This is a genomic window from Streptomyces sp. CA2R106 (assembly GCF_037034245.1).
In the GTDB taxonomy this organism is placed as follows: domain Bacteria; phylum Actinomycetota; class Actinomycetes; order Streptomycetales; family Streptomycetaceae; genus Actinacidiphila.
In genome coordinates, this window is sequence record NZ_JBAGKC010000003.1 from 294,217 (window position 1) to 320,433 (window position 26,217).

Here is a 26,217-nt window from a genome sequence, read left to right on the forward strand (position 1 = left end):
TGCAGGGGAGGTTCGGGGAGGTGCGGCGGCTAGTGCCGCAGTCGGCGGGTGAGCGCGTAGCAGGCGGCGCCCGCGGCGACCGCCGCGCCGGCGGCCACCAGCCGGGAGACGGCGGAAGGGGGCGGCGCGGGGCGCGCGGCGGCCTTCTCCGGGTGGTCGGCGGGCGCCGGCCCGTCGAGGGCGAGGGCGAGCACCTCGGCGAGGTGCAGCGCGCCCCGGCCGGTGCCGCCCTGCTCGATCTGGGTGCGGCAGCTGAAGCCGTCGGCGAGCACCAGGGCGCTGGGGGCCGCCTCGCGGACCGCGGGCAGCACGCCCGACTCGGCGATGTCCATGGACAGCTGGTGGTGGCCGGCTTCGAAGCCGAAGTTCCCGGCCAGTCCGCAGCAGCCCTCGTCGAGGACGTCGGCGTGGATGCCGGCGCGGCGCATCAGCTCGCGGTCCGCGTCGAACTTGGTGACGGCGTGCTGGTGGCAGTGGGTCTGCACGGTGGCGGCCCGGTTCAGCACCGGCGGCCGCCAGCCGTCCGGGGCGCGCTGGAGCAGCAGTTCGGCGAAGGTGTGGAACTGCCCGGCGAGGCGTTTGACGTCCTCGTCCTTTGGCATCAGCTCGGGCAGGTCGGAGCGGAAGACGGCGGTGCAGGACGGTTCGAGGCCGACGATCGGGGTGCCGGCCTCCAGCCACGGCCGCAGGGTGGTGAGCGTACGGCGCAGCACCTTCGCGGCGGTGTCGAGCTGGCCGGTGGAGATCCAGGTCAGCCCGCAGCAGACCGCGTCGGTGGGGACCGCGACCTGGAACCCGGCGTCTGTGAGGACCTTGACGGCGGAGCGGGCGACCGACGGGTGGAAGTAGGTGCTGAAGGTGTCGGGCCACAGCACGACCGTGCGGGGGTCCGCGGGGTCGGGTTCGGGCGCGCCGCGCCGGCGCCACCACTGGACGAAGGACTCCTCGGCGAAGACCGGCGCGTCGCGCTCCGGTGCCACGCCGGCGAGCTTCTTGCCGAGCGTGGAGATGCCCGGGGCCCGCAGCAGCGTGTTGACCGCGCCGGGCGCGACCCGGGACAGCCGCGCCCACAGCGGCAGCCAGCCCAGCGCGTAGTGCGCCGCCGGCCGCAGCCGCCCCTGGTAGTGGTGGGAGAGGAACTCGGCCTTGTACGTGGCCATGTCGACGCCGGTGGGGCAGTCGGACTTGCAGCCCTTGCAGGCCAGGCAGAGGTCGAGCGCGTCGCGGACCTCGGTGGAGCGCCAGCCGTCGGTGACGGGCGAGTCGGCGTGGCCGCCCATCATCTCGAACAGCAGCCGCGCCCGGCCCCGGGTGGAGTGCTCCTCCTCCCCCGTGGCCCGGTAGCTGGGGCACATCACGCCGCCTTCGTGGCTGCGGCAGTTGCCGATGCCGACGCAGCGCATGACCGCGCGCCGGAAGGAGTGCTCGTCGTCGGGGTAGCCGAAGCGCGTGTCGGCCTCGTCGCGGGGGCGCCAGTCCGCGCCGAGCCGCAGGTGGGAGTCGAGCCGGTTGGGTGCGACGACCTTGCCGGGGTTCATCCGGTCGCCGGGGTCGAAGAGCGCCTTGAGCTCGCCGAAGGCGCCCACCAGCCGCTCGCCGAACATCCGTGTCAGCAGCTCGCCGCGGGCCTGCCCGTCGCCGTGCTCGCCGGAGAGCGATCCGCCGTAGGAGACGACGAGGTCGGCGGCGTGTTCCAGGAACGACCGGAAGGTGGCGACGCCCTCGGCGGTGCGCAGCTGGAAGGGGATGCGGGTGTGCACGCAGCCCTGCCCGAAGTGGCCGTAGAGCGAGGGGTGGTCGTAGCCGAAGTCCGTGAAGAGCTTCTTCAGGTCGCGCAGGTAGGCGCCGAGCTGCTGCGGCGGGACGGCGGAGTCCTCCCAGCCCTCCCAGGTCTCGCGGCCGTCCGGCGGGCGGGCGGTGACGCCGAGGCCGGCCTCGCGGGCCTTGAGCATCTGCTCCTCGCGGTGGGGGTCGTCGGAGAACGCGACGGTGCCGTCCCGCTCGTCGCGGCCCAGGGCCCGCAGCAGGTCGTGGGACTGCCGGTCCACCTCCTCCTGCGTGTCGCCGGAGAACTGCACCAGCAGCCAGCTGCTGCCTTCGGGGAAGGAGGAGAGCGACTCCAGGTAGGCGCCCTCCTCGTGCATGAGCTGCGCCATGCGGTCGTCGAGGGCCTCGATCTGGCTGGGCGAGCTGTGCTCCAGCAGGCGCGGTACGTCGTCGGCGGCCGCGCAGATGTCGGGGTAGCCGAGCACCAGCATCGCCTGCGCGGCCGGCACCGGCACCAGGTCGAGCTCGGCGTGCAGCACCGTGACCAGGGTGCCCTCGCTGCCGACCAGGGCGCGGGCGACGTGGAAGCCGTTCTCCGGCAGCAGGTCGGGGAGGTTGTAGCCGGACACCCGGCGGGGCAGTTCGGGGTAGCCGCGCCGGATGTCGGCCAGGTGCCGGTCGCTGAGGTCCCGCAGGCCCCGGTACAGCTCGGCGCGCCGGCCCCCGGCGGCGGTGATCTCGTCGTACTGCTCGGTGGAGGTGGCGCCGACCCAGGTGCGGGTGCCGTCGTAGGTGAGGATCTCCAGCCGGCGGACGCTGTCGGCGGTCTTGCCGTACGCCTGCGCGGAGGCGCCGCAGGAGTTGTTGCCGATCATGCCGCCGAGCGCGCAGTGGCTGTGGGTGGACGGTTTCGGCCCGAACATCAGGTGGTGCGGGGCCAGTTGGCGGTTGAGCTCGTCCAGGACCATACCGGGTTCGACCACGCAGGTGCGCGCCTCGGGATCGACGGAGACGAGCTGGTGGCAGTACTTCGTCCAGTCCACGACCACCGCGGTGTTGGTGCACTGCCCGCCCAGGCTCGTGCCGCCGCCGCGGGACAGCAGCGGGGCCCCGAAGCGCGCGCACACCGCCACCGCGGCGGCGCCGGCGTCCACCGTGCGGGGCACCACCACGCCGATCGGCACCTGGCGGTAGTTCGACCCGTCGGTCACGTAGGCGCCGCGACTGCCCGCGTCGAACCGGACCTCGCCGTCCACGGCCTCCCGCAGTGCGGCTTCCAGGGCCTCGACGTCCAGTTCGCGGGCTTCGCCGTCCTCGATCGCGCTCATACGTGCTTTTCCCTCCGGATACGGGGATACGGGGGCCAGGGGACCTACGGGGAGCGGCCGGTGCGGTGCCGCCCGCCGGTCCGGTCGGCAGCGGCGCTCAGCGGCCCAGCGCCCGGCTCAGCTCGGCCTTGTTCATGTGCGAGCGGCCCTTGATGTTCCGCTGCTTCGCCTCGTTGTAGAGCTGGTCCCTGGTCGGGCCCTGCGCCCCGGAGTGCGAGCGCTGCCCGCCGCGCCGGGAGGAGGACATGTCCCGGGTGGAGGTGCGGCTGGCGGTCCGGGACTCCCCGGACCGCGCCCGCTCCTTGTTCACCGTGCGGGCGGCGATCTCCTCCGCGCGCCGGGGCGACTCCCCGCGGTCGCGGGCGCTGTCCTTGATGTGCTCGTACTGGCGTTCCCGCTTGGCGTTGGAACCTCGGGGCATCGCTCTCACCTTCCGTCACGTCTCGGTGTTCCGATCCGGCGCGGGCGCCCCACCCCCCGACTGCCGACCCGCGACACGTTGTCGGGTGCCCGGCCGGGCGCCGCGCATTCCTCGCCCGGCGGACCGGAATTCCCTTGCGCACCGCGGGTACCCGAGAAGTGGCCGGTCAGCGGGTGGGCGGTCGGCGCACCCGCGCAGGAGAGAGGGGCCGCACATGGCGGACACGGACCGCACACCGGGCGTCGCGGGCGCTCCCGGCCCGGCGTTCGCCCCGCACGTCCTGCGCGACTACGCGCTGCTCGCGGACGGGGAGCGCGGCGCGCTGGTCGGCCCGCACGGGGACATCGCCTGGATGTGCGCACCGCGCTGGGACTCCGACGCGGTGTTCTCGGGCCTGATCGGCGGCGGAGGGACCTACGCGGTGACCCCGCGCGACCCCCGGCACGTGTGGGGCGGCTCCTACGAACGCGGCAGCCTGATCTGGCGCAGCCGGTGGCTGACCTGCGACGGGCCGCTGGAGTGCCGGGAGGCCCTGGCGTTCCCGGGCGCGCCCGACCGCGTGGTGCTGCTGCGCCGGGTGCTGGCCGTCGGCGGCCCGGCGCGGGTACGGGTGCTGCTCGCGCCGCGGGCGGGCTTCGGCAGCCACCGCGACGAGGACGTGCGGCTGCGGGACGGCGTGTGGAGCGGCCGCAGCGGGCCGCTGCACTGGCGGTGGAGCGGCGCGGGCCAGGCGCGGGTGCGGCCGGCGGGGCCGGAGCGGTCCCTGCTCGCGGCACCGGATCAGGACCAAGGTCAGGACCAGAGCCAGGACCAGGGTCGCGTTCCGGGTGCGGACGGCGGCGGGCCGCTGCTGGCGGTGGATCTGACGGTCCCCGCCGGCGGCCACCACGACCTCGTCCTGGAACTGTCCGAGCAGCCCCTGACCGGGCCCCCGGTCGACCCCGAGCGGGCCTGGCACGCCACCGAGGAGGGCTGGGCCCGCGCCCGGCCGGCGCTGCCCCGGGTGCTCGCGGCCCGCGACGCCCGCCACGCCCACTCGGTGCTGCGCGGCCTGACCAGCGGCAGCGGGGGCATGGTGGCCGCCGCCACGATGAGCCTGCCCGAGCGTGCCGACTCCGGGCGCAGCTACGACTACCGGTACGCGTGGATTCGCGACCAGAGCTACGCCGGGATCGCCGCGGCCGCGGTCGGCGCCACGGACCTGCTGGACCGCGCCACCGCCTTCGTCACGCACCGGCTGCTGGCCGACGGGCCGCGGCTGGCACCCGCCTACACCGTCACCGGCGGCGCGGTGCCCGCCGAGCACCGGCTCGGCCTGCCCGGCTACCCCGGCGGCACCGACAAGGTCGGCAACTGGGTGAACGGGCAGTTCCAGCTCGACGCGTTCGGCGAGGCGCTGAGCCTGCTGGCCGCCGCCGCCCGCCACGACCGGCTGGACCGCGACGGGCGGCGGGCGCTGGGCGTCGCCGTCGACGCGGTCGAGCAGCGCTGGTCGTCCCCGGACGCGGGGATCTGGGAGCTGGAGGACCGGCACTGGACGCACTCCCGGCTGGCGTGTGTCGCGGGCCTGCGGGCGGTGGCGGCGCTGCCCGGCGACGGGGCCGGGGCGGGCCTGGGCCCGGACGGCGCCCGCTGCTCGGCGCTGGCCGACGCGATCCTTTCCGACACCACCGCCACCCACCTGCACGCGGACGGCTTCTGGCAGCGCAGCCCCAAGGACGGCACCGTCGACGCCGCGCTGCTGCTGCCGGCCGTGCGCGGCGCCCTGCCCGCCGCCGACCCGCGTACGCGCGCCACGCTGGCCGAGGTGCGCCGGCGCCTGGTCGACGACGGCTACGTGTACCGCTTCCGGCACGACAGCCGGCCGCTCGGCGAGGCGGAGGGCGCGTTCCTGCTGTGCGGGTTCGTGATGGCGCTGGCCGAGCACCAGCAGGGGCGCACCGTCAGCGCCCGGCACTTCTTCGAACGCAACCGGGCCGCCTGCGGGTCGCCGGGCCTGTTCGCCGAGGAGTACGACGTCGCGCAGCGGCAGCTGCGCGGCAACCTGCCGCAGGCGTTCGTCCACGCGCTGCTGCTGGAGTGCGCGGGGCGGCTGGCCGGGGACGCCCCGGCAGCGCGGTGACGCCCGCAAGCGCAAGGACCGCAAGCCGAGAAGGGAACCGTCGAACCATGGCACAGAACGTAGTGATCACCGGAGCCAGCGCCGGCATCGGCCGCGCCACCGCGCGGGAGTTCGGCCGCCGCGGTGCGAACGTCGTGCTGCTCGCCCGCGGACAGGAGGGGCTGCGCGGCGCGGCGCGGGACGTCGAGGAGGCCGGGGGGCGGGCGCTGGCCGTCCCGGTCGACGTGGCCGACCACGCGGCGGTGCGGGCCGCCGCCGAGCAGGCGGAGCAGCGCTTCGGGCCCATCGACGTGTGGGTCAACGTCGCCTTCGCGTCGGTGTTCGCGCCCTTCACCGAGATCGGTCCGGAGGAGTACCGGCGCGTGACCGAGGTGGCGTACCTGGGCTTCGTGCACGGCACGATGGTGGCGCTGGAGCGGATGAAGCCGCGCGACCGCGGCACCGTCGTGCAGGTCGGCTCGGCGCTGGGCGGCCGCAGCATCCCGCTCCAGTCGGCGTACTGCGGTGCCAAGCACGCCGTGAACGGCTTCACCGAGTCGGTGCGGTGCGAGCTGCTGCACGAGCGCAGCAACGTGCGGATCACCGTGGTGCAGATGCCCGCGGTCAACACGCCGCAGTTCTCCTGGGTGCGCTCCCGCCTGCCGCGCCACCCGCAGCCGGTCCCGCCGATCTACCAGCCCGAACTGGCCGCCCGCGCCGTCGCCTTCGCCGCCGACCATCCGCGCCGCAAGCAGTACTGGGCGGGGGCCAGCACCGCGGCCACGCTGCTGGCGCAGAAGTTCGCCGCGCCGCTGCTGGACCGCTATCTCGCCCGCACCGGCTACGACTCCCAGCAGACCGGCCGCAGGGAGGCGCCGGGCCGGCCGGACAACCTGTGGCAGCCGCTGGACGCCGGTCCGGGCGAGGACCACGGCGCGCACGGCACCTTCGGCGACCGCGCGCACGGCCGGAGCCCGCAGATGTGGCTGTCCCGGCACGCGCTGCCGGTCTCCGCGGTGTCGGTGCCGGCGCTGGGCGCGGCGGCCGCCCTGTTCCGGCACCGGCTGCACGCGCACGGCGTCCGGTGACCGCGCGGGCGGTCACCGGACGGGGCTCGGGGGTCTCAGTTGCTGCGGATCGCGAAGACGACGCCCACGAGGAAGACGGCGGCGATGATCGCGTACCAGATGATGTCGTCCTGGACGGAGCTGCTCAGGGCCAGATCCCACGCGTGACCAGCCATGGCGGTACCTTTCGCCGGATATGTTCGGATAGGCTCGGATACAGCCATTTTACGCTTCGCCCTCCCGGCGCCGTCGCTCCGGCACCGATATCGTGGAGGGGAGAATGCGCAATTCGGGCCATCCGGGCGGTTCGCCACGGAGGAAGAGGTGCGGCTCATGGGCACCGGGACGCGCGCGGGGGCGCTGGGTGAGCTGCTCGCGGCCAGTCAGCTGATGACGCTGGAGCAGGTTCCCGGCGCGGTCGCGGCGTACGCGGCGCGGGCCGGCTGGCCCGACGTGCTGATCTACGTGAGCGACCTGGAGCAGGAGCAGCTGCACCTGCTCACCGGCGTTGACGCGGACGGCGGCGGCAGCGAGGACAGCGGCAGCGGCGCCGGGGCGATCGGAAGCGCACCGGCGGACGTCCAGATCGAGGGCACGGTGGCCGGCCGCGCCTTCCAGCTCGGCCAGGTGCTGCCCGCCTCGGCGTCGTCGCGGGGCCAGTGGTGGGTGCCGCTGCTGGACGGCAGCGAACGCCTGGGCGTGCTGAGGGTCGGCCGGCCCGGGGCGGCGGTGGAGATCGGCACGGACGTCGGCCGGCTCGCCGTCCTGATCTCGCTGCTGCTGGTCAGCAAGCGCGGCACCAGCGACTGGTACGGACGGCTGGTACGGCGGCGGCGGATGGAGGTCGCCGCGGAGATGGAGTGGCGCCTCATGCCGCCGCGGACCTTCGCCGCCGACCGGGTGCTGATCAGCGCGATCATGGAGCCGGCCTACGAGATCAGCGGGGACGCCTTCGACTACGCCGTGTCCGGCGACACCGTGCACCTGTCGGTCTTCGACGCGATGGGCCACGACACCGCCGCCGGCCTGACCGCGAACCTCGCGGTCGCCACGTGCCGCAAGTACCGCCGCCAGGGCGCCGACCTGGGGCAGATCGCGGACCGGATCGAGCAGACGCTCAGCGAGCAGTTCGACTGCAACCGCTTCACCACCGGCATCCTGGCCGACCTGGACATGGACACCGGCCGGCTGGCGTGGACCAGCCGCGGCCACCACCCGCCGGTGGTCATCCGCGGCCGCCGCACCATCGTGTCCCTCGCCTGCCCGCCGGCCGGCCCGATGGGTACCGGCCTCGGCCTGCCCACCACCATCTGCGAGGACCAGCTCGAACCGGGCGACCGGCTGCTGTTCTTCACCGACGGCGTCACCGAGGCGCGCAACCGCGACGGGCAGGAGTTCGGCCTCGACCGGCTGACCGACTTCCTCATCCGCCACCACGCCGACGACCTGCCGGTGCCCGAGACGCTGCGGCGGCTCGTCCGGCACCACCTCGACTACCACGACGGCCTGCTGCGCGACGACGCCACCGTCATGCTGCTCGAGTGGCACGGCCCGACGCCGTACCACCCCTCGGCGCTCCAGGAGCGGGTCGGCCTGCCCCCGTCGATCGCGCCGTCCGGCCCGCAGGCCGCCGTGTGGTCCGGGCGGTCGCGCCTCGACGACGGAGCCTGAGCGCGGGCACCCGCCTCGGCGCGGTGTGCGCCGACGCGGGTGCCCGCCGCCTCACGGGTTCAGCAGGGGAAGGTGCCGCTGTAGAGGGCGTGGCCGGAGGAGGAGGTGCCGGCGCCGAAGCCGTAGATGCCGTCGTCGCTCCAGACCGCCTCGCGCGAGCCGGCGGTGCAGGTGGAGGTGGGGGCCAGCGCGAAGCCCTCCAGGTTGTCGACGGGCATGACGGTCGGGTTGGTGTAGGCCACGTCGGGGACGATCGCGCCGGACGCGTCGACCTTCAGGAAGGTGTGGGTCTCCCCGCAGGTGTTGTCGCAGGTCGCGACGATCCGCTGGGTGCCCGCGTCGTAGGTCACGTCCATCACGGACGGCTCGCCGGTGGCGATCGTGCCGAAGGTGGTGAAGGTGCCGTCGGAGTTCAGGCCGTAGACGTGCAGGGTGCCGTCCCACTCCAGGCCGGCGAAGAACAGGCCGGAGCCGTGCAGCGGGTAGTCGGCCGGGTCGTAGGCGGCGCCGGTGCGCGGGTCGACCCAGCCGCTCGCGGTCAGCCAGCTGTCCGGGACGTAGCCGACGCCCTCGAAGCCGAGGTTGGCGTCGTCCTTGCTGCCGGTGTCCAGCTGCGGGAACTGCGCGGTCATGTCCCATTGGTGGACGGGGGTGAGGGTGGAGCCGGTCGCGGTGGGGTCGAACTCCATGACGGTGTCCTTCGGGACGCTGTTGTCCGCGTTGTCCCGCTCGGAGGTGACGTACACATGGCCGTTAGCGCCGACGGTCAGCCCCTCGGAGTCCGGCTCGCCGGTGCCGCCGGCGAAGCGGATCTCCTTGCCGGACGCGCTCCACGACGGGTCGGGAACCCACTTGCCGCCGCTCTTGACCAGCTTGTACAGCCAGTTCTTGTTCTTCGCCGCCCACAGCACGGACGGGTTCGACGGGTCGAACGCCAGCCCGCTCACGTCCCGCCCCTCGGGCCCGGTGGACGTGGTGAACGCGCACACGTTGTCGGCGATCGTGACGTCCTGGCCGCCGGGCCACGCCAGGGTGCCCGCCGGGGTCGAGCCGGTGCCGGAGGGCGCCTCGGGGGTGCAGCCGCTGGTCAGCGAGCCGCCGCCGCCCAGCAGTTGGCCACCGCCGGTGCCGCCGCCGGTGCCGCCCCCGCTGCCGCCGCCCGCGCAGGAGTTGGCGGCGCCGGGCGTGGCGGTGGCGGACGTCTGGAAGGGCCCGGTGCCGTCGGCGCAGCGCTGGTCCGACGGCTTGGCGCCGTCCGTCGCCCAGGTGACCGAGTCCACGGTGGTGCCGCCGGCGTCGCGCAGGAAGAGCGAGTCGTTGTCGCCCAGGCCCAGGGTGGAGTCGAAGGTGGCGTAGCCCCCGGCGGGAATGCTGGTGGCGCTCGGCGAGGAGGCGGAGATCTTCGCGGCGGTGTGGCCGGTGTCGCTGTCGACGTAGGTCCACGACCCGACGGCGACCGCGCTGGTCCCGCCGTTGTACAGCTCCACGGTGTCCGAGCCGCTGGAGGTGACCTCATTGATGCGCACCTGGCTCGCCGCCGGCAGCGCCGCCGGGCAGCCCGCCGCGTTCGCGCTGCCGAAGGTGGCCGCGGCGGTCTCGGGCACCCAGGTCCCGCTGCCGTCGCCGCCGCACCGCGCCATCGCGGGCTTCGCCCCGCCGGTGGCCCAGTCGACGCGGTCGACGACGGTGCCGCCGGAGGTGGTGACCACCACGCTGTCGGCGTCGCCGAGGCCCTTGGGCGAGTCGAAGGTGACGAAGCCGCCGGCCGGGATCGTGCTCGCCGACGGGGTGAACTTCTGCGCGGAGAAGGTGTTGTCGGCCACCTGCCAGCCGCTGATGCTCACCGCGGCCGCGCCGGCGTTGTACAGCTCCACCGTGTCGCTGCCCGCCGAGGTGACTTCGTTGATCCGTACGTTCTGGTAGCCGGCCGGGTCCGCGGCCGCCGCCGACTGCGCGGCGAGCACCCCGGTGACGAGCAGTCCTGAAAGCGTCAGGGCCGTGGCGCACACCGAAGCGACGCCGGCCCGCGAGCGTGAAGTAGGCACGGGGAGCAATGGTGACGCGTCGACGTTGCGTCAGTCTGTACGGCGGTTGAACGCTGCGGCGTGCGCCGGCCGCGCCCGCGTCACAGCCGCACCACGATCAGCGCGATGTCGTCCGGGCCGCCGTCCGCGACGCCCAGGCCCGCCAGCAGCTCGTCCGCCAGGTCGTCGGGGCCCAGGCCGGTGCTGCGGGCGAGGATGTCGGTCAGGCGTCCCAGGCCGACGTCGATGTCCTCGCCGCGGCGCTCGATCAGGCCGTCGGTGTACAGCACGAGGGTGTCGCCGGGGGCGTAGCCCACGCTGGCCTGCGGGCGCGGCATGCCGTCGACGCTCAGGCCCAGCGGCGGGTCGGTGGCCTGGTCCAGCAGCTCCGAGGTGCCGTCGCGGCGGCACAGCACCGGGGGCGGGTGGCCCGCGCTGGTGTAGGTGATGCGCCGGGCCCGGGTGTCGATGACGGCCTTGGCGGCGGTCGTGGCCAGGGCGCCTTCGAAGGTGCGCGCGTACACCCCGAGGACGTCCATCGCCCGGCCCGGCTCGGGGATGGCCCGCACCGCCGCGGACAGCGCGCTGCGCAGCATGCCCATCACGGCGGCGGCCTCCAGGCCGTGGCCGACGACGTCGCCGACGGCCACGGTGAAGGTGTCCTCGGTCAGGTCCACCACGTCGTACCAGTCGCCGCAGACGTTCAGCGAGCGGACGGCCGGCATGTAGCGCAGCGCGATCTCGCGGTGCCCGGCGAGGTCCGGGGAGTGCAGCATGGCCCGCTGGAGGGTCAGCGCGGTGCGGCGCTCGCGGTCGTGGGCCACGCGCAGTTCGTCGTTGAACCGCTGGAGCTCCTGGGCCCGGTCGAACAGCTCGGACTGCGTCGCGGACCCGGTGGCCGCGCGGCCGGCCACGGGGTCCACGGTCTGCGCGTGGCGGAGCACGAAGTCGGTGAGGTCCTCCACGCGGTGGATGATCCACGCCACCTCGCCGTCGGGCCCGAGGACGGGGGTGTTGATCGGCGACCACCAGCGGGCGCGGAAGATGTCCGGCCGGCCGGGGGCGGGAATGTCGTACTGCTGGACGGCCATGGTGTCGGACCGCTTGGAGCGCAGCACCCGCTCGAGTGAGGCGCGCAGGTTGCTGACGCCGTCGGCCAGCGGGTCACCGGGGTTGTCCGGGTGGACCTGGAAGATGTTGCGGCCGACGAGTTCCCGCCGGGTGCGGCCGGTGGCCCGCAGGTAGGCGTCGTTGGCGTCGGCCACGACGAAGTCGGGGGCGAGCAGCAGGCTGGGGCTCACCAGGGCGGCGAAGACCGCCCGGTAGTCGATCCGCGGTGGTGCGGGCACGGTGCTGCGTTCCCTTTCGGTCGTACGGCTGCTGCGCTGGTACGACTATGCGCCCGGCGCGGTCCGCGTGCCGCTCGGCACGCCGGGCACCCGCCGCCCCGGGGCAGGCGGCGTTCCCGGGACCCGGGCGGCGCGGCCGGGCGGCGCGGAGCGCTGCGCGGGTCTGGCGCCGGGATGTCACCGCACCGGCGCAGGACAGACGCCGGACCGCCCTAAGCTTTCGGGCATGGACGTTCCCGCCGCGGCGCCGCGACCCGCCGAGCGCATGTCGACCGCCGACATCCGGGAGGCCAACGTGGCCGCCGTGTGCGGGGCGCTGCGCGACCACGGCGGGCTCACCCGCGCGCAGCTGGGGCGGCTGACCGGCCTGACCCGGCCCACCGTGATGGCGGTGGTGCGGCAGCTGGCCGCCGAGGGGCTGGTCGTGGAGGAGGGGCAGCTCAAGGCCGCCGCCGGCGGCGGGCGGCCCGGCACCCTGCTGCACTTCCGGCCCCGGGCGCGGGTGGTGTCGGCCGTCCGGCTGCGCAGCGCCCGTGTGGAGGTCACCCTCGCGGACATGGCGGGCAACGTCCTGGCGCACAGCCTGGCGCCGGCGGCGCCCGAGCCGGATGACTGGCGGGAGCTGGTCGCGTCGTTCGCCGAGCGCGTCACCGCGCTGCGCGACGCGCACCCGGACCTGGGGCCGCTGGCCGCGGTGGCGCTCACCCTGCCCGGCTCGATCGACCGGGCCCGGGGCCGGTGGACGGTGGTCCGGTCGGAGGGCTGGTCGGACCTGCCGGCCGCCGACGAGCTCGCCGGGATGCTCGGTGTGCCGGTCGCCGTGGTGAACGTGGTGGCCGCCACGCTCATCGGCCGGCTCGCGCAGGAGCCGGCCGCCGCGGACTCCGCGGCGCTGGTCTACGTCGGCCACGGCGTCGGGAGCGCGGCGACGGTGGGCGGGCGGCTGATCGACGGCGCGACCGGCAGCGCCGGCGAGCTCGGGCACTGCGTGCTGCCCGGCGTCGACGCGCTGTGCCGGTGCGGGCGGCGCGGCTGCGTGGAGAGCGTCACCTCCGCGCCGCACCTGCGGGCCGAGTTCCAGCGGATCACCGGACGGCCCGCGCCGCCGACGCTGGCCGGGATGGAGGCGTGCGGCGACGCTGCGGTGCTCGGCATGCTCGACCTGGCCGCGCACCGGCTGGCGCTGGCGGCGTCCTGGCAGGTGAACGTCGTCAACCCGGCCGTGGTCTACTTCGGCGGGAACGCCTTCACCGACGGCGGTACGCGCTTCTTCGAGCGCTTCGCCGAGGAGCTGCGGGCGCTGGCCTACCGGCCCAACGCCGCCGGGCTCGCGGTGCGCCCGCTGTCCTCCGAGGCGACCGTGCGGGGCGCGATCCAGGTCGCCTCGGAGCTGCTGCCGTCCTTCCTCAGGCCGGCGCTGCGCGTCGTATGCTGACCCCGGCCCGGGACCCGGGCCGGGGCCGGGGCCGGCCGGCAGCGGTCACCCGGCGGCGGGCGGGAAGAAGGCGACCTTGGTCAGGAAGTCCCGCACCAGCAGGCGCCACGCGTACCAGGAGTGGCCGCCGTTGACGTAGTCGGGGGTGACCGGCACGCCCACCGCGGCCAGGGTGGCCACCTCGCTCGCGTGGTAGTAGTGGCTGGGGTCCTGCCAGCCGCCGCCGACCATGATGTTCGCGTCCTTCATCGCCGCGACCTGCGCCGCGCTGAGCGACCCCGCGTCCGGCAGGCTGAAGTCGCCGTTGATGCCGGGGCTCATCACGCCGTAGGAGCCGAAGTGGCCCGGGTGGTCGAAGAGGAAGGAGTTGGTGATCGAGGCGCCGTAGCCCAGGCCGCCGATGGCCCGCTGCGCGGCCGAGGTGGACACGCGGTAGTGCGCCTCGACGTAGGGGATCGCGGCGGTGAGCAGGTCGGCGTCGAAGGAGGCGTAGGAGTCGGCGGCGAAGCCCTGGGTGTCGGGCATGACGACGACCATCGGCTGGATCTCGCCGGTGCCGATCAGGTGGTCCAGGATGTTGCCGAGGGCGCCCTGGGTGCTCCAGTCCATCTCGTTGCTGCCGCCGCTGTTGAGGTAGACGGTCGGGTAGGGCTTCGCGCGCTTCGGGTCGTAGCCGGGCGGGGTGTAGACGGCGAGGTAGCTGCGGCCGGCCGGGGCGGTCGAGGCGGGCGCGGGGTAGCTGACGTCGCGCAGGGTGCCGTGCACGCGGGCGGGGCCCTGCCAGGACAGGTCGGTGGCGGCGGACTTCGGGTCGGCGGGGACGTAGACCTGGCTGACGGACTCCGGTGAGCCGGTGGTGTGCCCGCCCCGCACGTTCCACGCCGGGTTGGCCGGGTCGGGGACCTCGGTGCAGCCGGTCTGGGTGCTGCTCGCGCAGTCCACGTAGAAGCCGTAGCTGAAGACGCCGGAGGGCAGCGGGGTGGTGTACGACCAGATGCCGGTGTGCCGGTCCTCGGTCATGGTGGTGACCGGCCAGTTGGCCGCGGAGGAGTTGGGCGAGCCGATCGGGATGTCACCGGGCCGCCACTGCGCGGGGGTCGTGCCGGGGGTCTGCACGACGCTGGTCGCGGTGCCCGCGAGCGCGGAGAGCCGGTAGGGGTCGGCGAAGTACCACTCCCCCTTGATCTGCACGCTGTGTGCGGTGGGCGCCTTGAAGTGGAAGGTGACCTGGTAGCCGGTCGGGCCGGTCCCGGTGTGCACCACCTTCGGCGCCAGCGGGCTGCCGGCGGCCGTGGCGGTCTGCCCGCCGTGCGCTGCGGCCGGGCCGGTCGCCGAGGCGTCCGGGGTGGCGCCGGTGGCCAGCCAGGCGGCCAAGGCGCCCAGGCAGGCGAGCAGCGCCGCCGTCCGCCGTCCGTTTCCGCGCATGCGGCATCGTTCCTTTCCTGGGGTGACGCGAGGGGCGGGCGCGGTGGGCGCCGGTCGTACGGCGCCCACCGGCCCGGAGAGGGCGGTCGGTGGCGGGTGTTACGAGGAGCTGCCGTTGTAGCGGCGGTCGCCGCCGTAGACCGAGGTGACGGTGCCGGTGGCGCCGTGCGGGAGGACCGCGGTGGCGGTGCCGCCGTGCAGGGGCACGGCCGCGCCGAGCGGCTTGCCGTCCAGGAGGAAGCGCACCGTGCCGGTCGGGGCCGCGGGCTGGGCGGTCGCCGGGGTCACGGTGGCGGTGGCGCTGCGGCCGTGGGTGCGGACCGCGACGGTGGTGGCGCGGAAGTCGACCCGGGTGAGGGAGTCGCGCAGCGCCTGGCGCCAGTAGGCCCAGTTGTGGCCGCCGTCGGTGTTGTAGGAGGTGAAGGGCACGCCGTTGGCCGCCAGCAGCTGCTGCTCGGCGGTGGTGTTGCCCTGGGCGAGCCCGCCGAGGTCCTGCCGGGCGACGCCGATGTGCAGGCCGAGCAGCTGCTTCAGCTGCGGGTCGGCGGCCTGCTGCGCGGTGGGCAGGCCGCGCGGCGCGGACCAGACGCTGTAGGAGCCGAAGGTCGGGGTCCGGCCGTAGAGCAGGTCCTCGACGACGGTGGCGCCGCCCGACAGCCCGGCGAACGCCCGCCCGGCGGCGGTGGTCTGCACATGGAGGTGCTGCTGGACGTACGGGATGACGTCGTCGGTCATCTCGTCGTCGGTGGGGTTGTTCGGCATGACGACGACCATGGGCTGGATCTCGCCGCCGGCGATCAGCTGGTCCATGATGTTCTTCAGGTCGCCCTGGGTGGACCAGTCCATCTCGTTGCCGCCACCGCCGTGCACCAGGTACAGGGTGGGGTACGCCTGCCGGCGGCGGGCGTCGTAGCCGGGCGGGGTGTAGACCGACAGGTAGTTCTCGCCGTCGGGGCCGGTGTGCCCGGGCGCGGGGTAGGTCAGGTGGGTGAGCGTGCCCTGGTCGGCGCGGGCGGCCGGGCCCTGCCAGGAGTAGTCCGCCTGCTGGAAGCGGCGGTCGAAGGGCACGTAGACCTGGCTGCTCGGCTCGGCCGAACCGGCGGTGCTCCACGGCGCGGCCGCGGGGTCGGCGGCCGGGGCGCAGCCGGTCAGGGCGGGCGCGGCGGCCGTGCAGTCGCGGTAGAAGGCGTAGTTGAAGACGCCGGAGGGCAGCGGGGTGGTGTACGACCAGACGCCGGTGCGGTCGTCCTTGGTCATCTGGGCGACCGGCCAGTTGGCGGCCGATCCGGCGTTGGGCGTGGCCAGCGGGAAGTCGCCGGGCTGCCAGTCGGTGCCGTAGCGGGGGCTGGAGTTGGCGGGGTCGGCGGCGATCTGCGCGGCGGACGCGAAGGACCACTCCCCCTTGATGCGCTCGCTGGTGGCCGTGGGGTCGTAGACGCGGAAGGTGACGGAGTATCCGGTCGGGCCCTGGCCGGTGTGGACGACCAGGGGGCCGAGGTCGGCGGGTGCGGCGGGGCCGGGGCGGGCGGTGGCGGTGCGGGCCTGGGCGGCGGGGGCCGCGACCAGCAGGGCGGCCGCCGCGGCGGTGCCCGCCGTGAGCCAGCGGCGTCGTTGCCGTCTGACGGACATGTCGTGCGCTCCTTGCGTGCGGGGGCGGATCGCGCCGGCCCGGCAGGAACCGGGGCAAGCATGTCGCTGTCGGCGTGGAGCGAATCTAGAGTTACGTAATGACCTTGTCAATATTCTCGAGCGGGGCCGCCAGCGGGGCTGGCGACAACCTGGCTGCGCGACCGTGTGGAGTCGTGTTGAATTGGGCGCCGAGACCCGCGTCAAAGAAAACATGTTCCAACGCCCTGGCAGGCCGCGCCCCGTCGCCGGCCGCCCCGAACCGCCCAAGGACACCCGTGAACGACGTCTTCTCCGGCACCCGCTACTCCGCCATGCCCTACCGGCGGCTGGGGCGCAGCGGACTGCGGCTGCCGGCCGTGTCCCTCGGCCTGTGGCACAACTTCGGCACCAGCACCCCGCGGGCCACCTCCCGGGCGCTGCTGCGCGGCGCGTTCGACCTGGGCATCACCCACTTCGACCTGGCCAACAACTACGGGCCCGAGCCCGGCGCCGCCGAGTCGACCTTCGGCTGGGTGCTGGCCCGGGACTTCCGCGCGCACCGCGACGAGCTGGTGGTGTCCACCAAGGCGGGCTTCGACATGTGGCCGGGCCCGTACGGCGACTGGGGCTCCCGCAAGTACCTGCTGGCCAGCCTCGACCAGAGCCTGGGGCGGATGGGCCTGGAGCACGTGGACGTCTTCTACCACCACCGCCCGGACCCGCAGACCCCGCTGGAGGAGACGATGGGGGCCCTGCACAGCGCGGTGCGGCAGGGCAAGGCCCGCTACGTCGGGGTCTCCAACTACCCGGCCGCGCTGACCCGGCAGGCCGCCGAGATCCTCGCCCGGCTGGGCACCCCGCTGCTGGTCCACCAGCCGCGCTACTCCATGGTCGACCGCTGGGTCGAGGACGGACTGCTGGACGTGCTGCGGGAGACCGGCACCGGCAGCGTCGTCTTCTCGCCGCTCGCCCAGGGGCTGCTCAGCGACCGCTACCTCAAGGGGGTGCCGCAGGACTCGCGCGCGGCCGGCAGCAGCCCCTTCCTGACCGCCGACGGGATCTCGCCGGAGATGCTGGCGCGGGTCCGCGCGCTCAACGAACTGGCCGCCGGGCGCGGCCAGTCGCTGGCGCAGATGGCCCTGGCGTGGGTGCTGCGGCACGAGGAGGTCACCTCGGCGCTGGTCGGCGCGAGCACCGTGGCGCAGTTGGAGGCCAACGTGCGGGCGGCGTCCGGCCCGGCCTTCACCGCGGACGAGCTCGCCGAGATCGACCGGGTCCTCGCGTAGGCGTACCGATCACGAGCGTCGTCCCGCCCCGAGGGCGGGGACCGACGGGCCTGGTTCGCGCGCCCGTGCGGCTGCGGCAGGCCCCGGACCTCGGGTTTTTCCGCCTATCATGTGCGGTCGAGCGATCGAAGTGGGGAAGCGCGCCATGAGTGAAGCCGTGCAGCATCCGCCGTCCTGCTGTGCGCCCGGACGCGGCGAGGGGCCGGCCGCCGGGCCGGGTGGCCACCGCGCGGGCGCACCCGACGGGCTCCTGTCGCTCGGCCCGACGGTGTCCGCGCCGCCCGCCGCACCCGCCGCATCGGCCGCATCAGCCGCACCCGGCGACGGCCCCGGCGGCACCGTCCTGCTGCCGGGCGGCCGCTTCCTGATGGGCACCGAGGACGCCGAGGGGTTCGCCGCCGACGGGGAGGGCCCGGTGCGGCCGGTCACGCTGCGCCCGTTCCGGATCGACGCCTGCGCGGTGACGAACGAGCAGTTCGCGGCGTTCGTCGCCGCCACCGGCCACGTCACCGAGGCGGAACGGTTCGGCTGGTCGTACGTCTTCGCCGGCTTCCTGCCCGCGCACCTGCGCCGGGGCGCCGCCCGCCCGCAGCACACCCCGTGGTGGTGCGGGGTGCCGGGCGCCTGGTGGCGGGCGCCGCTCGGGCCGGGCAGCGGCCTTGCCGGCATCGGCGGGCACCCCGTGGTCCACGTGTCGTGGGCGGACGCGGCCGCGTACTGCCGGTGGGCCGGGGGGCGGCTGCCGACCGAGGCGGAGTGGGAGTACGCCGCGCGCGGCGGGCTGGAGCAGCGCCGCTACCCGTGGGGCGACGAGCTGAGGCCCGGCGGCACGCACCGCTGCAACATCTGGCAGGGCCGCTTCCCCACGAAGAACACCGCCGAGGACGGCTACGCCGGCACCGCGCCCGCGGACGCCTTCGCGCCCAACGGGTACGGCCTGTACAACATGGCGGGCAACGTGTGGGAGTGGTGCGCCGACTGGTGGACCACCGACCATCCGGCCGGTGCGCGCAGCAACCCCGCCGGCCCGCCGCGCGGCACCGCCCGGGTGATGCGCGGGGGTTCGTACCTGTGCCACCACTCGTACTGCAACCGCTACCGGGTCGCCGCCCGCACCTCCAACACGCCCGACAGCACCACCGGCAACCTCGGCTTCCGCTGCGTCCGCGACGTGTGAACCGGGCTCCCGGACGGGTGGACCGGGCTCCCGATTGTGAACCCCCGTGAAGCCCGTGTAACCCGCTCGATAAGGATCGGCCGGTCGCAGGAGCCCTGATGTCACGTCATATACGGCGCTGAGCTGGGCCGTTGCATGGCGCCGACGCACCTGTGCAATGTCCGGTTCTTTTTTCCGGAGCATTGACGAAAAAATCCCGGGTCCGCATCCTGTCGGCATGCAGCAACAAGACGGCCTCCTGTCCCGGTTGCGGCGGGGCCACGAGCAACTGGTGCTGGACCTGCTGCGCACGCACGGCCCGCTCAGCCGCGGCGAGCTGGGAGCGCGCTGCGGGCTGTCCCGCACCACGCTGTACGACATCGTCGGCGCGCTGGTCGGCAACGGCGCCGTGGTGGCCGCCGCGCCCGAGGCCGGCCCCCGCAAGCGCGGCCGGCCGGTCGAGCGGCTCGCCCTCAACCCCGACGCCGGGCTCGCCATCGGCATCGACTTCGCCCGCCGCGCCGTCCACGTCTCGGCCGTCAACGTCGCCCACGAGGTGGTCGGTTCGGCCACCCGCCCGCACGGCCCGGACCTGGGCTGGGCCGAGCGCGCCGACCTCGCCGAGCACCTCATCCGCGGCCTAGCCGGGGACTCCCTGCGGCTGGACGCGCTCAGCGCGATCGGTGTGGGCGTGGTCGGCCCGGTGGTGGGCCCGCCGGTCACGGCGGCGGACGACGCCCTGTCCGGCGCCGGCCCCGCCGCACCAGCCGAAACCGCCGCACCCGCCGGCCCCAGCACCGCCGGGGACGGGTGGGACGCCGTCGCGCGCCTGGTGGGCGGCCGCTTCGACGTACCGGTCTTCGTGGACAACAACACCCGGCTGGCCGCGCTCGCGGAGTCGACGTGGGGCGCGGCGGCGGGCGCGGGCGACGTGCTGTACCTGCGGCTGTCGCACGGTGTCGGGGGCGGGCTGATCGTGGGCGGGGCGCCGCACCGGGGCGCGTACGGGATGTCCGGGGAGTTCGGCCACATCACGGTCGTGCCGGACGGGGCGGCGTGCGAGTGCGGCGGCACCGGCTGCCTGGAGACGGTCGCGTCGGTGGGCGCGGTGCTGGAGGCGTACCGGGCGGCGGGCGGCCGGGCCGGGGACATCGCCGAGGTGACGGCGGCCGCGCGCGACGGCGAGGCAGTCGCGGTGGGCGTGCTCGCCGAGGTGGGGCGGCGGATCGGCACGGTGCTGGCCGCGGTGTGCAACGCGATCGGCCCGGGTGTGATCGTGGTCGGCGGTGAACTCGCCGCCGCCGGAAAGGCGTTGACCGGCCCGGTGGAGGACGCGCTGGCCGCCGGGCTGCTGCCGGTGGCCCGGGACCGGATCGACCTGCGCCCGGCGGCGCTCGGCGAGGTGGGGGCGGCCCTCGGCGGCATCGCGCTGGTGCTGCGGGACTCGCCGCAGCTGCACGGCCACCCGGTCGCCCGGGCGGCGGGCGCGCACGGAGGTACCCGATGAGCCCGATGAGCCCGATGAGCGGCAACGAACGGAGCGAGGCGACGATGGACCTGGCGACGACCGAGCAGGACAGTGCGCTGTCCACGGGGGCGCCGACGGCGGGGAAGGACGCGGCCGGGCCGCGCCGGGCGGTGGACTGGCGGCGCGGCGCGCCGCGGCTGCTGCTCAACGTGGTCGCGGTGGCGGTCGGGGTGGGCGTGTGGGCGCTGCTGGCCGCGCGGGGCGTGCACGACGTGCCCGGCCCGGTGGCGGTCGCCCGCAGGGCCGGGCAGCTGCTGGGCGACGGCACCTTGGAGGGCGACATCGCCGCGAGTCTGCGGCGGGTGCTGACCGGCTTCCTGCTCGGCACCGTGCTGGCGGTCGTCATCGGCTTCCTGATGGGCTGGTACCCGGTGGCGCGCGGGCTGTTCGAGCCCTATGTGCAGTTCTTCCGCACGGTGCCGCCGCTGGCGCTGATCCCGCTGGCCGTGGTGCTCATGGGCATCGGCGAGACCCCGAAGATCTTCGTGATCTTCCTGGCGGCGTTCCTGTCCAGCGTGGTGGCGACCTTCCAGGGCGTGCTGGACGTGGACCGCACCCTCATCGACGCCGCCCGGGTGCTGGGCGCGCGCGACCGGACCATCTTCCTGAAGGTGGTCATCCCGGCGTCGGCGCCGTTCATCCTGGTCGGCATGCGGATCGGGCTGGGCGCGGCCTGGTCGACCCTGGTGGCCGCGGAGCTGATCGCCGCGCAGGAGGGCCTGGGCTTCCGGATGCAGCACGCCGAGACCTACTACGACCTCGACACGATCTTCGTGGGACTGATCACCATCGGCGTGCTGGGCCTGGTCATGGACCGGCTGCTGCTGCTCGCCGAGCGCCGTCTCACCGGTTGGCAGGAGCGACGATGACACCCAAGATCTCCTTCCGGGACGCCGTCAGGACGTACCCGGTCAAGGGCGGCACCTTCACCGCGCTGGGCGGGGTGTCGCTGGACATCGGCGAGCGGGAGTTCGTCACGGTGGTGGGGCCGTCCGGCTGCGGCAAGAGCACGCTGCTGGGGATGGCCGCCGGGCTGGTCGAGCCGACGTCGGGCGAGGTGTCCGTGGACGGCCGGCCGGTCACCGGGCCGGGCCCCGACCGCGGGGTGATCTTCCAGCAGTACGCGCTCTTCCCGTGGCTGACGGTGCGCCGCAACGTGGAGTTCGGGCTGAAGCTGTCCTCGATGCCGGCCCGGGAGCGCCGGGCGCGGGCGGACCACGCGATCGAGCTGGTCGGGCTGACGGACTTCGCGGACGCGCTGCCGAAGACGCTGTCGGGCGGCATGAAGCAGCGCTGCGCGATCGCCCGGGCGTACGCGGTGGACCCCGAGGTGCTGCTGATGGACGAGCCGTTCGGGGCGCTGGACGCGCTGACCCGGGTGCAGCTCCAGGACCAGCTGCTGGAGACCTGGAGCAAGGAGCGGCGCACCGTCATGTTCGTCACCCATGACGTGGAGGAGGCCGTCTACCTCGCCCAGCGGGTGGTGGTGATGGCGGCGAAGCCCGGGCGGGTGCACACGGTGGTCGAGGTGGACCTGCCCTATCCCCGCACGGAGGAGATCCGGCTCTCCCCCGAGTTCGCCGCGCTGCGCAACCAGGTCTGGCAGTCGGTGTACCACCAGGGTCCGGCCGACCCGCCCCCGGCGGCGAATCCCGCACCGGACGCCCCGGCCGCCTGAGTCGGACCCCCGCTTCCTTTTCCGCGCACCGCACGCCGTACCCGTAACCCCGTACCCCGTTTCCCGTACCACTTTCCCGAAAGGACCCCCGCCATGGCCCCGTTGAGCCGGCGCGGCTTCGTCACCGCACTGTCCGCATCCGCTCTGTCACTCACCGCTGCCGCCTGCTCCTCCAGCAGTTCGGGCGGTTCCGGTGGCGGCTCCAAGGTCCGCTTCGGCTACATCGGCGACTTCAACGGCTCCAGCCTGCTGGCGATAGCCGACGACCAGGGCCTGTGGAAGAAGCACGGCCTCAGCGCCGACGTGAAGGTCTTCACCAACGGCCCGATCCAGATCCAGGCGCTGGGCTCCGGCGACCTCGACTACGGCTACATCGGCCCGGGCGCGCTGTGGCTGCCCGCCAGCGGCAAGGCGAAGCTGATCGCCATCGACACGCTCACCTACGCCGACCGGGTCATCGCGCAGCCCGGCATCACCTCGATCGAGCAGCTGAAGGGCAAGAAGGTCGCGGTGACCGAGGGCACCTCCGGCGAGATGATCCTCGATCTGGCGCTGGCGAAGGCCGGGATGAAGATCTCCGACGTCAAGAAGGTGGCGATGGACCCGGCCACCATCGTGTCGGCGTTCTCCTCCGGGCAGATCGACGGCGCGGGCTTCTACTACCCGCTGATCGACACGATCAAGAAGCGCAAGCCGAAGCTGGTGGAGCTGGCCGCCGACCGGGACTTCCCCGACCACGCCTTCCCCACCGCCTTCGTCTCCGGCCCGAAGGCGGATGCCGCCCGTACCGCGAAGGTGGTCAAGGTGCTCCAGGAGGCGAACGACTGGCGGTCCGCCCACAAGGACGAGGCGATCAAGCTGTCCGCGAAGATGCTCCAGGTCACCGAGGCGCAGACCCGCGCGGACGCGGCCAACGTCGAACTGCTCACCACCGCGCAGCTGGTGGCGAAGACGAAGGACGGCACCGTGGACAAGTGGCTGAACGGCCTGGCCGACTTCTTCGTGAGCACCGGCCAGCTGAAGAAGGCCCCGGACCCGTCGTCGTACTACGACGGTGCCGCGTTCACGAAGGCGTCCGGCAAGTGAACATCCTGTTCCTGATGACCGACCAGCACCGGGTGGACACCCTGGGCGCGTACGGCAACCCGCACGTGGCCACCCCGCACCTGGACCGGCTGGCGGCCGGCGGCACCCGCTTCGACCGCTTCTACACCCCCACCGCGATCTGCACCCCGGCCCGGGCGAGCCTGCTCACCGGCCAGGCGCCCTTCCGGCACCGGCTGCTCGCCAACCACGAGCGCAACGTGGGCTACCTGGAGGACCTGCGCGAGGACGTCTTCACCTTCCCCGCGGCGCTGGCCGAGCGCGGCTACCAGCTGGGCCTGGTCGGCAAGTGGCACGGCGGCACCGAGCGCAACGCCGCGTCGTACGGCTTCGAGGGCCCGGACCTGGCCGGCTGGCACAACCCGGTCGACCACCCGGACTACCTGGCCTACCTCGCCGAGCGCGACCTGCCGCCGTACCGGATCTCGGACCTGGTGCGCGGCACCATGCCCAACGGCAACCCCGGCAACCTGCTGGCGGCGCGGCTGCACCAGCCGGTGGAGGCCACCTTCGAGTACTACCTCGCCACCCGGACCATCGAGCAGCTGGAGCGCTACGCGGCCACCGGGCGGCCGTTCTTCCAGGCCACGCACTTCTTCGGCCCGCACCTGCCCTACCTGCTGCCGGACGCCTACTTCGACCGGTACGACCCGGAGCTGGTGGAGCTGCCGCCCTCGATAGCCGAGACGTTCGAGGGCAAGCCGCCGGTGCAGCGCAACTACAGCGCGCACTGGACGTTCGACACGATGCCCATCGAGGTGACCCGCAAGCTCATCGCGGTGTACTGGGGCTATGTGACGCTCATCGACGAGCAGATCGGCCGTATCCTCACCCGGATCGAGGAGTTGGGCCTGGCCGACGACACCTCGGTGCTGTTCACCGCGGACCACGGCGAGTTCACCGGCGCGCACCGGCTGCACGACAAGGGCCCGGCGATGTACGAGGACATCTACCGCATCCCGGGGATCGTCCGGGTGCCGGGCGGGCCTCCGCAGGTGCGGCAGGAGTTCGCGACGCTCACCGACTGCACCGCGACCATCCTGGAGCTGGCGGGCTGCGATCCGTCGCCCGCGGTGGACAGTCGCAGCCTGCTGCCGCTGGTGCGGGGCGAAGCGCCGCCGTGGCGGCAGGAGTTGCTGGCGGAGTTCCACGGCCACCACTTCCCCTACCCGCAGCGGATGATCCGCGACGACCGCTACAAGCTCGTGGTCAACCCCGAGTCGGTCAACGAGCTGTACGACCTGGCGGCCGACCCGTACGAGCTGGCCAACCGCTACCCGCACCCCGAACTCGCCGATGTCCGGCGCCGCCTGATGCGCCGGCTGTACGGGCTGCTGCGCGAGCGCGGCGACAACTTCTACCACTGGATGACCCCGATGTACGACATCGGTACGTCCGACTACGACCCGACCCTGAGCGCCTTCGAACCGGAGACCACCGCGTAGCGCCGTAGGGACCTTTCCGCAGCGGGCGCACCGCCGCTCGTCCGGGTACGCCGCCACGGCCCCGTCGTGGCGGCGTACGCGTTCCCGGGCGCGGCGGGCACGCGCGCGGGCGGGCACGGCGGGCGCGCGGGTGCCGACATGCCGCCGCAGCACAGGGTTCACAGACGCGGAGCAGGATGGTTCCCGGCTCCCGCCGTCCCCCGTCGAGCCCTGCTCCGGGATTCCCCAGGAAGCGAGTCGCGCATGTCCCAGGAAGATCCGCCGCGCTCCGGCGACGGCATGCCCACCGCCCCGAAGTCCCCGCACCCGGCGCCGTTCCCGGTGGTGGTGGCCGGCGCCGGGCCGACCGGGCTGCTGCTGGCCGGCGACCTCGCGGCGGCGGGGGTGCCGGTGGAGGTCCTCGAACGGCGCCCGGAGGGCGTCAGCAACCTCACCCGCGCCTTCGGGGTGCACGCCCGCACCCTCGAACTCCTCGACGCGCGCGGCCTGACCGACGAGCTGGTGCCCACCGGCCAGGTCATCCGGGAGCTGCGGCTGTTCGGCGCGATCCCCTTCGACCTCGGCACGCTGGCCTCCCGCTACCCCTTCCTGCTGGTCACCCCGCAGTACGAGGTGGAGAAACTGCTGCTGCGCCGGGCGCTGGAGCACGGCGCGGTGATCCGCTACGGCGCCGAGGTCACCGGCCTGGCGCAGGACGCCGACGGGGTGACCGTCTCGGTCCGCGAGACCGGTGACGGGGCGGGCGAGGTGCGCACCGTGCGGGCGTCGTACCTGGTGGGGGCGGACGGGGTGCGCAGCGCGGTGCGCGAGGCGCTGGGGCTGCCGTTCCCGGGGAAGGTCGTGATCCGCTCGGTGGCGCTGGCCGACGTGAAGTTCACCGAGCGGCCCGAGCTGGTGGTGCGCGTGCACGGCACGGGGGACGCGTTCGGCTTCATCGCGCCCTTCGGCGACGGCTGGTGGCGGGTGGGCGGCTGGGAGCGGTCCGGCCGCGAGGCGGCGGAGGACGCGCCGCTGGAGTTCGAGGAGCTGCGGTCGATCATCGAGCGGGCCTTCGGCAGCGACTTCGGCATGCACGACCCGCGCTGGCTGTCCCGGTTCCACAGCGACGAGCGGCAGGTGCCGCGCTACCGGGTCGGCCGGGTGCTGCTCGCCGGGGACGCCGCGCACCAGCACTCGCCGGCCGGCGGGCAGGGCATGAACACCGGTCTTCAGGACGCCGCCAACCTCGGCTGGAAGCTGGCGGCGGTGCTCGGCGGCTGGGCCGGCGACGCGCTGCTCGACAGCTACCACGACGAGCGGCACCCGGTCGGCCGGGCGGTGCTGCGCACCAGCGGGCTGAACCTGCGGCTGGCGATGGCGCACAACCCGTTCGAGGTGGCGCTGCGCACCGTGCGGAAGCTGGTCGTCACCCATGTGCGGCCGGTGACGCGGCAGGCGGTCGGCGAGATCACCGGGGTCGGCTACGCCTACCCGGCGCCGCGCGGCGCGCACCGCCTGGTGGGGCGGCGCGCCCCGGACCTGCCGCTGGAGCGGGGGCGGCTGTACGAAGTCCTGCGCGGGGGGCGGTTCGTGCTGGTGCTCCCGGCGGCGGACGCGGCCGGTTCTGACGGCGGGGAACTGCCGGGGGCCGCCCGCCGCAAGGACCGGCTGGTGGTGGCGCGGTCGGCCGGCGGCGACCTCGCGCCGGGCGAGGCAGCCCTGGTGCGGCCGGACGGCTACTTCGCGTGGGCGGGGCCGGCCGGCCCGGGCGCGATCGAGGCGGGGATCTCACCCTGGGTGGGGTGAGGGTCCCGGGCCGCGCGGGGGACGTGCGGCAGCAAGGCG

18 protein-coding genes are annotated in these 26,217 nt (G+C 74.3%); 12 read left to right on the forward strand and 6 right to left on the reverse strand.

From position 1 onward, the window contains the following. Positions 1-29 precede the first annotated feature (29 nt). Positions 30-3,095: an FAD-binding and (Fe-S)-binding domain-containing protein gene (locus tag WA788_RS06935; protein WP_335972479.1), complete on the reverse strand. Its 3,066-nt coding sequence runs from the start codon at positions 3,093-3,095 to the stop codon at positions 30-32. Positions 3,096-3,192: 97 nt separating this feature from the next. Continuing rightward, positions 3,193-3,516, reverse strand: a complete 324-nt coding sequence (locus WA788_RS06940; protein ID WP_335972480.1) for a plasmid stabilization protein — start codon at positions 3,514-3,516, stop codon at positions 3,193-3,195. 214 nt (positions 3,517-3,730) lie between these two features. Between WA788_RS06940 and WA788_RS06945 the strand changes: the two genes are divergently transcribed. The 3 genes from WA788_RS06945 to WA788_RS06955 all read left to right on the forward strand — a co-directional run bounded on the left by WA788_RS06945 (position 3,731) and on the right by WA788_RS06955 (position 8,355). Then, on the forward strand, positions 3,731-5,638 hold the full coding sequence (locus tag WA788_RS06945) for a glycoside hydrolase family 15 protein (RefSeq protein WP_335972481.1): 1,908 nt from the start codon (positions 3,731-3,733) through the stop codon (positions 5,636-5,638). Between the two features lie 47 nt (positions 5,639-5,685). Further along, positions 5,686-6,705, forward strand: a complete 1,020-nt coding sequence (locus WA788_RS06950) for an SDR family oxidoreductase (RefSeq protein ID WP_335972482.1) — start codon at positions 5,686-5,688, stop codon at positions 6,703-6,705. Between the two features lie 312 nt (positions 6,706-7,017). After that, positions 7,018-8,355, forward strand: a complete 1,338-nt coding sequence (locus tag WA788_RS06955; protein WP_335972483.1) for a PP2C family protein-serine/threonine phosphatase — start codon at positions 7,018-7,020, stop codon at positions 8,353-8,355. A gap of 59 nt (positions 8,356-8,414) precedes the next feature. On the opposite strand, the gene WA788_RS06960 is transcribed toward WA788_RS06955, so the two are convergent. Further along, on the reverse strand, positions 8,415-10,400 hold the full coding sequence (locus WA788_RS06960; protein WP_335972484.1) for a lamin tail domain-containing protein: 1,986 nt from the start codon (positions 10,398-10,400) through the stop codon (positions 8,415-8,417). Between the two features lie 80 nt (positions 10,401-10,480). Continuing rightward, positions 10,481-11,728 (reverse strand): PP2C family protein-serine/threonine phosphatase, encoded by a 1,248-nt coding sequence (locus WA788_RS06965; RefSeq protein ID WP_335972486.1) that lies wholly within the window; start codon positions 11,726-11,728, stop codon positions 10,481-10,483. A gap of 226 nt (positions 11,729-11,954) precedes the next feature. Between WA788_RS06965 and WA788_RS06970 the strand changes: the two genes are divergently transcribed. Beyond that, positions 11,955-13,163, forward strand: a complete 1,209-nt coding sequence (locus WA788_RS06970) for an ROK family transcriptional regulator (protein WP_335972487.1) — start codon at positions 11,955-11,957, stop codon at positions 13,161-13,163. Between the two features lie 45 nt (positions 13,164-13,208). On the opposite strand, the gene WA788_RS06975 is transcribed toward WA788_RS06970, so the two are convergent. Together WA788_RS06975 and WA788_RS06980 are read right to left on the reverse strand one after the other, a co-directional pair. Then, entirely contained in the window at positions 13,209-14,588 is a 1,380-nt protein-coding gene (locus WA788_RS06975; RefSeq protein WP_335972489.1) for an alpha/beta hydrolase-fold protein, read from the reverse strand. Positions 14,589-14,687: 99 nt separating this feature from the next. Further along, entirely contained in the window at positions 14,688-16,217 is a 1,530-nt protein-coding gene (locus WA788_RS06980) for an alpha/beta hydrolase-fold protein (RefSeq protein WP_335972492.1), read from the reverse strand. Positions 16,218-16,528: 311 nt separating this feature from the next. On the opposite strand from WA788_RS06980, the gene WA788_RS06985 reads away from it, so the two are divergent. From WA788_RS06985 to WA788_RS07020, 8 genes are all read left to right on the forward strand, one after another. Beyond that, positions 16,529-17,482, forward strand: coding sequence for an aldo/keto reductase (locus tag WA788_RS06985; RefSeq protein WP_335973052.1), 954 nt, complete (start codon positions 16,529-16,531; stop codon positions 17,480-17,482). Between the two features lie 145 nt (positions 17,483-17,627). After that, the gene (locus WA788_RS06990; RefSeq protein ID WP_335972494.1) at positions 17,628-18,659 is read left to right on the forward strand and encodes a formylglycine-generating enzyme family protein; all 1,032 of its coding nucleotides are present in this window, start codon (positions 17,628-17,630) and stop codon (positions 18,657-18,659) included. A 217-nt stretch (positions 18,660-18,876) separates the two neighbouring features. Continuing rightward, positions 18,877-20,145, forward strand: coding sequence for an ROK family transcriptional regulator (locus WA788_RS06995; RefSeq protein ID WP_335972495.1), 1,269 nt, complete (start codon positions 18,877-18,879; stop codon positions 20,143-20,145). Beyond that, on the forward strand, positions 20,142-21,035 hold the full coding sequence (locus WA788_RS07000; RefSeq protein WP_335972496.1) for an ABC transporter permease: 894 nt from the start codon (positions 20,142-20,144) through the stop codon (positions 21,033-21,035). The genes WA788_RS06995 and WA788_RS07000 overlap by 4 nt, the downstream gene beginning before the upstream one ends. Then, positions 21,032-21,844: an ABC transporter ATP-binding protein gene (locus tag WA788_RS07005; RefSeq protein ID WP_335972499.1), complete on the forward strand. Its 813-nt coding sequence runs from the start codon at positions 21,032-21,034 to the stop codon at positions 21,842-21,844. Before WA788_RS07000 ends, WA788_RS07005 begins: the two co-directional genes overlap by 4 nt. 93 nt (positions 21,845-21,937) lie before the next feature. Beyond that, positions 21,938-22,930: an aliphatic sulfonate ABC transporter substrate-binding protein gene (locus WA788_RS07010; RefSeq protein ID WP_335972501.1), complete on the forward strand. Its 993-nt coding sequence runs from the start codon at positions 21,938-21,940 to the stop codon at positions 22,928-22,930. Continuing rightward, positions 22,927-24,393, forward strand: a complete 1,467-nt coding sequence (locus tag WA788_RS07015) for a sulfatase-like hydrolase/transferase (RefSeq protein WP_335972503.1) — start codon at positions 22,927-22,929, stop codon at positions 24,391-24,393. The genes WA788_RS07010 and WA788_RS07015 overlap by 4 nt, the downstream gene beginning before the upstream one ends. Positions 24,394-24,672: 279 nt before the next feature. Then, a complete protein-coding gene (locus tag WA788_RS07020; RefSeq protein WP_335973056.1) occupies positions 24,673-26,178 on the forward strand; it encodes an FAD-dependent monooxygenase in 1,506 nt (501 codons plus the stop codon). Positions 26,179-26,217: the final 39 nt, after the last annotated feature.

Bases quoted from the DNA above. Each gene is read 5' to 3' on its own strand.
- WA788_RS06935 (WP_335972479.1), bottom strand. From the start codon at position 3,095: ATGAGCGCGATCGAGGACGGCGAAGCCCGCGAACTGGACGTCGAGGCC.
- WA788_RS06940 (WP_335972480.1), bottom strand. From the start codon at position 3,516: ATGCCCCGAGGTTCCAACGCCAAGCGGGAACGCCAGTACGAGCACATC.
- WA788_RS06945 (WP_335972481.1), top strand. From the start codon at position 3,731: ATGGCGGACACGGACCGCACACCGGGCGTCGCGGGCGCTCCCGGCCCG.
- WA788_RS06950 (WP_335972482.1), top strand. From the start codon at position 5,686: ATGGCACAGAACGTAGTGATCACCGGAGCCAGCGCCGGCATCGGCCGC.
- WA788_RS06955 (WP_335972483.1), top strand. From the start codon at position 7,018: ATGGGCACCGGGACGCGCGCGGGGGCGCTGGGTGAGCTGCTCGCGGCC.
- WA788_RS06970 (WP_335972487.1), top strand. From the start codon at position 11,955: ATGGACGTTCCCGCCGCGGCGCCGCGACCCGCCGAGCGCATGTCGACC.
- WA788_RS06975 (WP_335972489.1), bottom strand. From the start codon at position 14,588: ATGCGCGGAAACGGACGGCGGACGGCGGCGCTGCTCGCCTGCCTGGGC.
- WA788_RS06980 (WP_335972492.1), bottom strand. From the start codon at position 16,217: ATGTCCGTCAGACGGCAACGACGCCGCTGGCTCACGGCGGGCACCGCC.
- WA788_RS06985 (WP_335973052.1), top strand. From the start codon at position 16,529: ATGCCCTACCGGCGGCTGGGGCGCAGCGGACTGCGGCTGCCGGCCGTG.
- WA788_RS06990 (WP_335972494.1), top strand. From the start codon at position 17,628: ATGAGTGAAGCCGTGCAGCATCCGCCGTCCTGCTGTGCGCCCGGACGC.
- WA788_RS06995 (WP_335972495.1), top strand. From the start codon at position 18,877: ATGCAGCAACAAGACGGCCTCCTGTCCCGGTTGCGGCGGGGCCACGAG.
- WA788_RS07000 (WP_335972496.1), top strand. From the start codon at position 20,142: ATGAGCCCGATGAGCCCGATGAGCGGCAACGAACGGAGCGAGGCGACG.
- WA788_RS07005 (WP_335972499.1), top strand. From the start codon at position 21,032: ATGACACCCAAGATCTCCTTCCGGGACGCCGTCAGGACGTACCCGGTC.
- WA788_RS07010 (WP_335972501.1), top strand. From the start codon at position 21,938: ATGGCCCCGTTGAGCCGGCGCGGCTTCGTCACCGCACTGTCCGCATCC.
- WA788_RS07020 (WP_335973056.1), top strand. From the start codon at position 24,673: ATGCCCACCGCCCCGAAGTCCCCGCACCCGGCGCCGTTCCCGGTGGTG.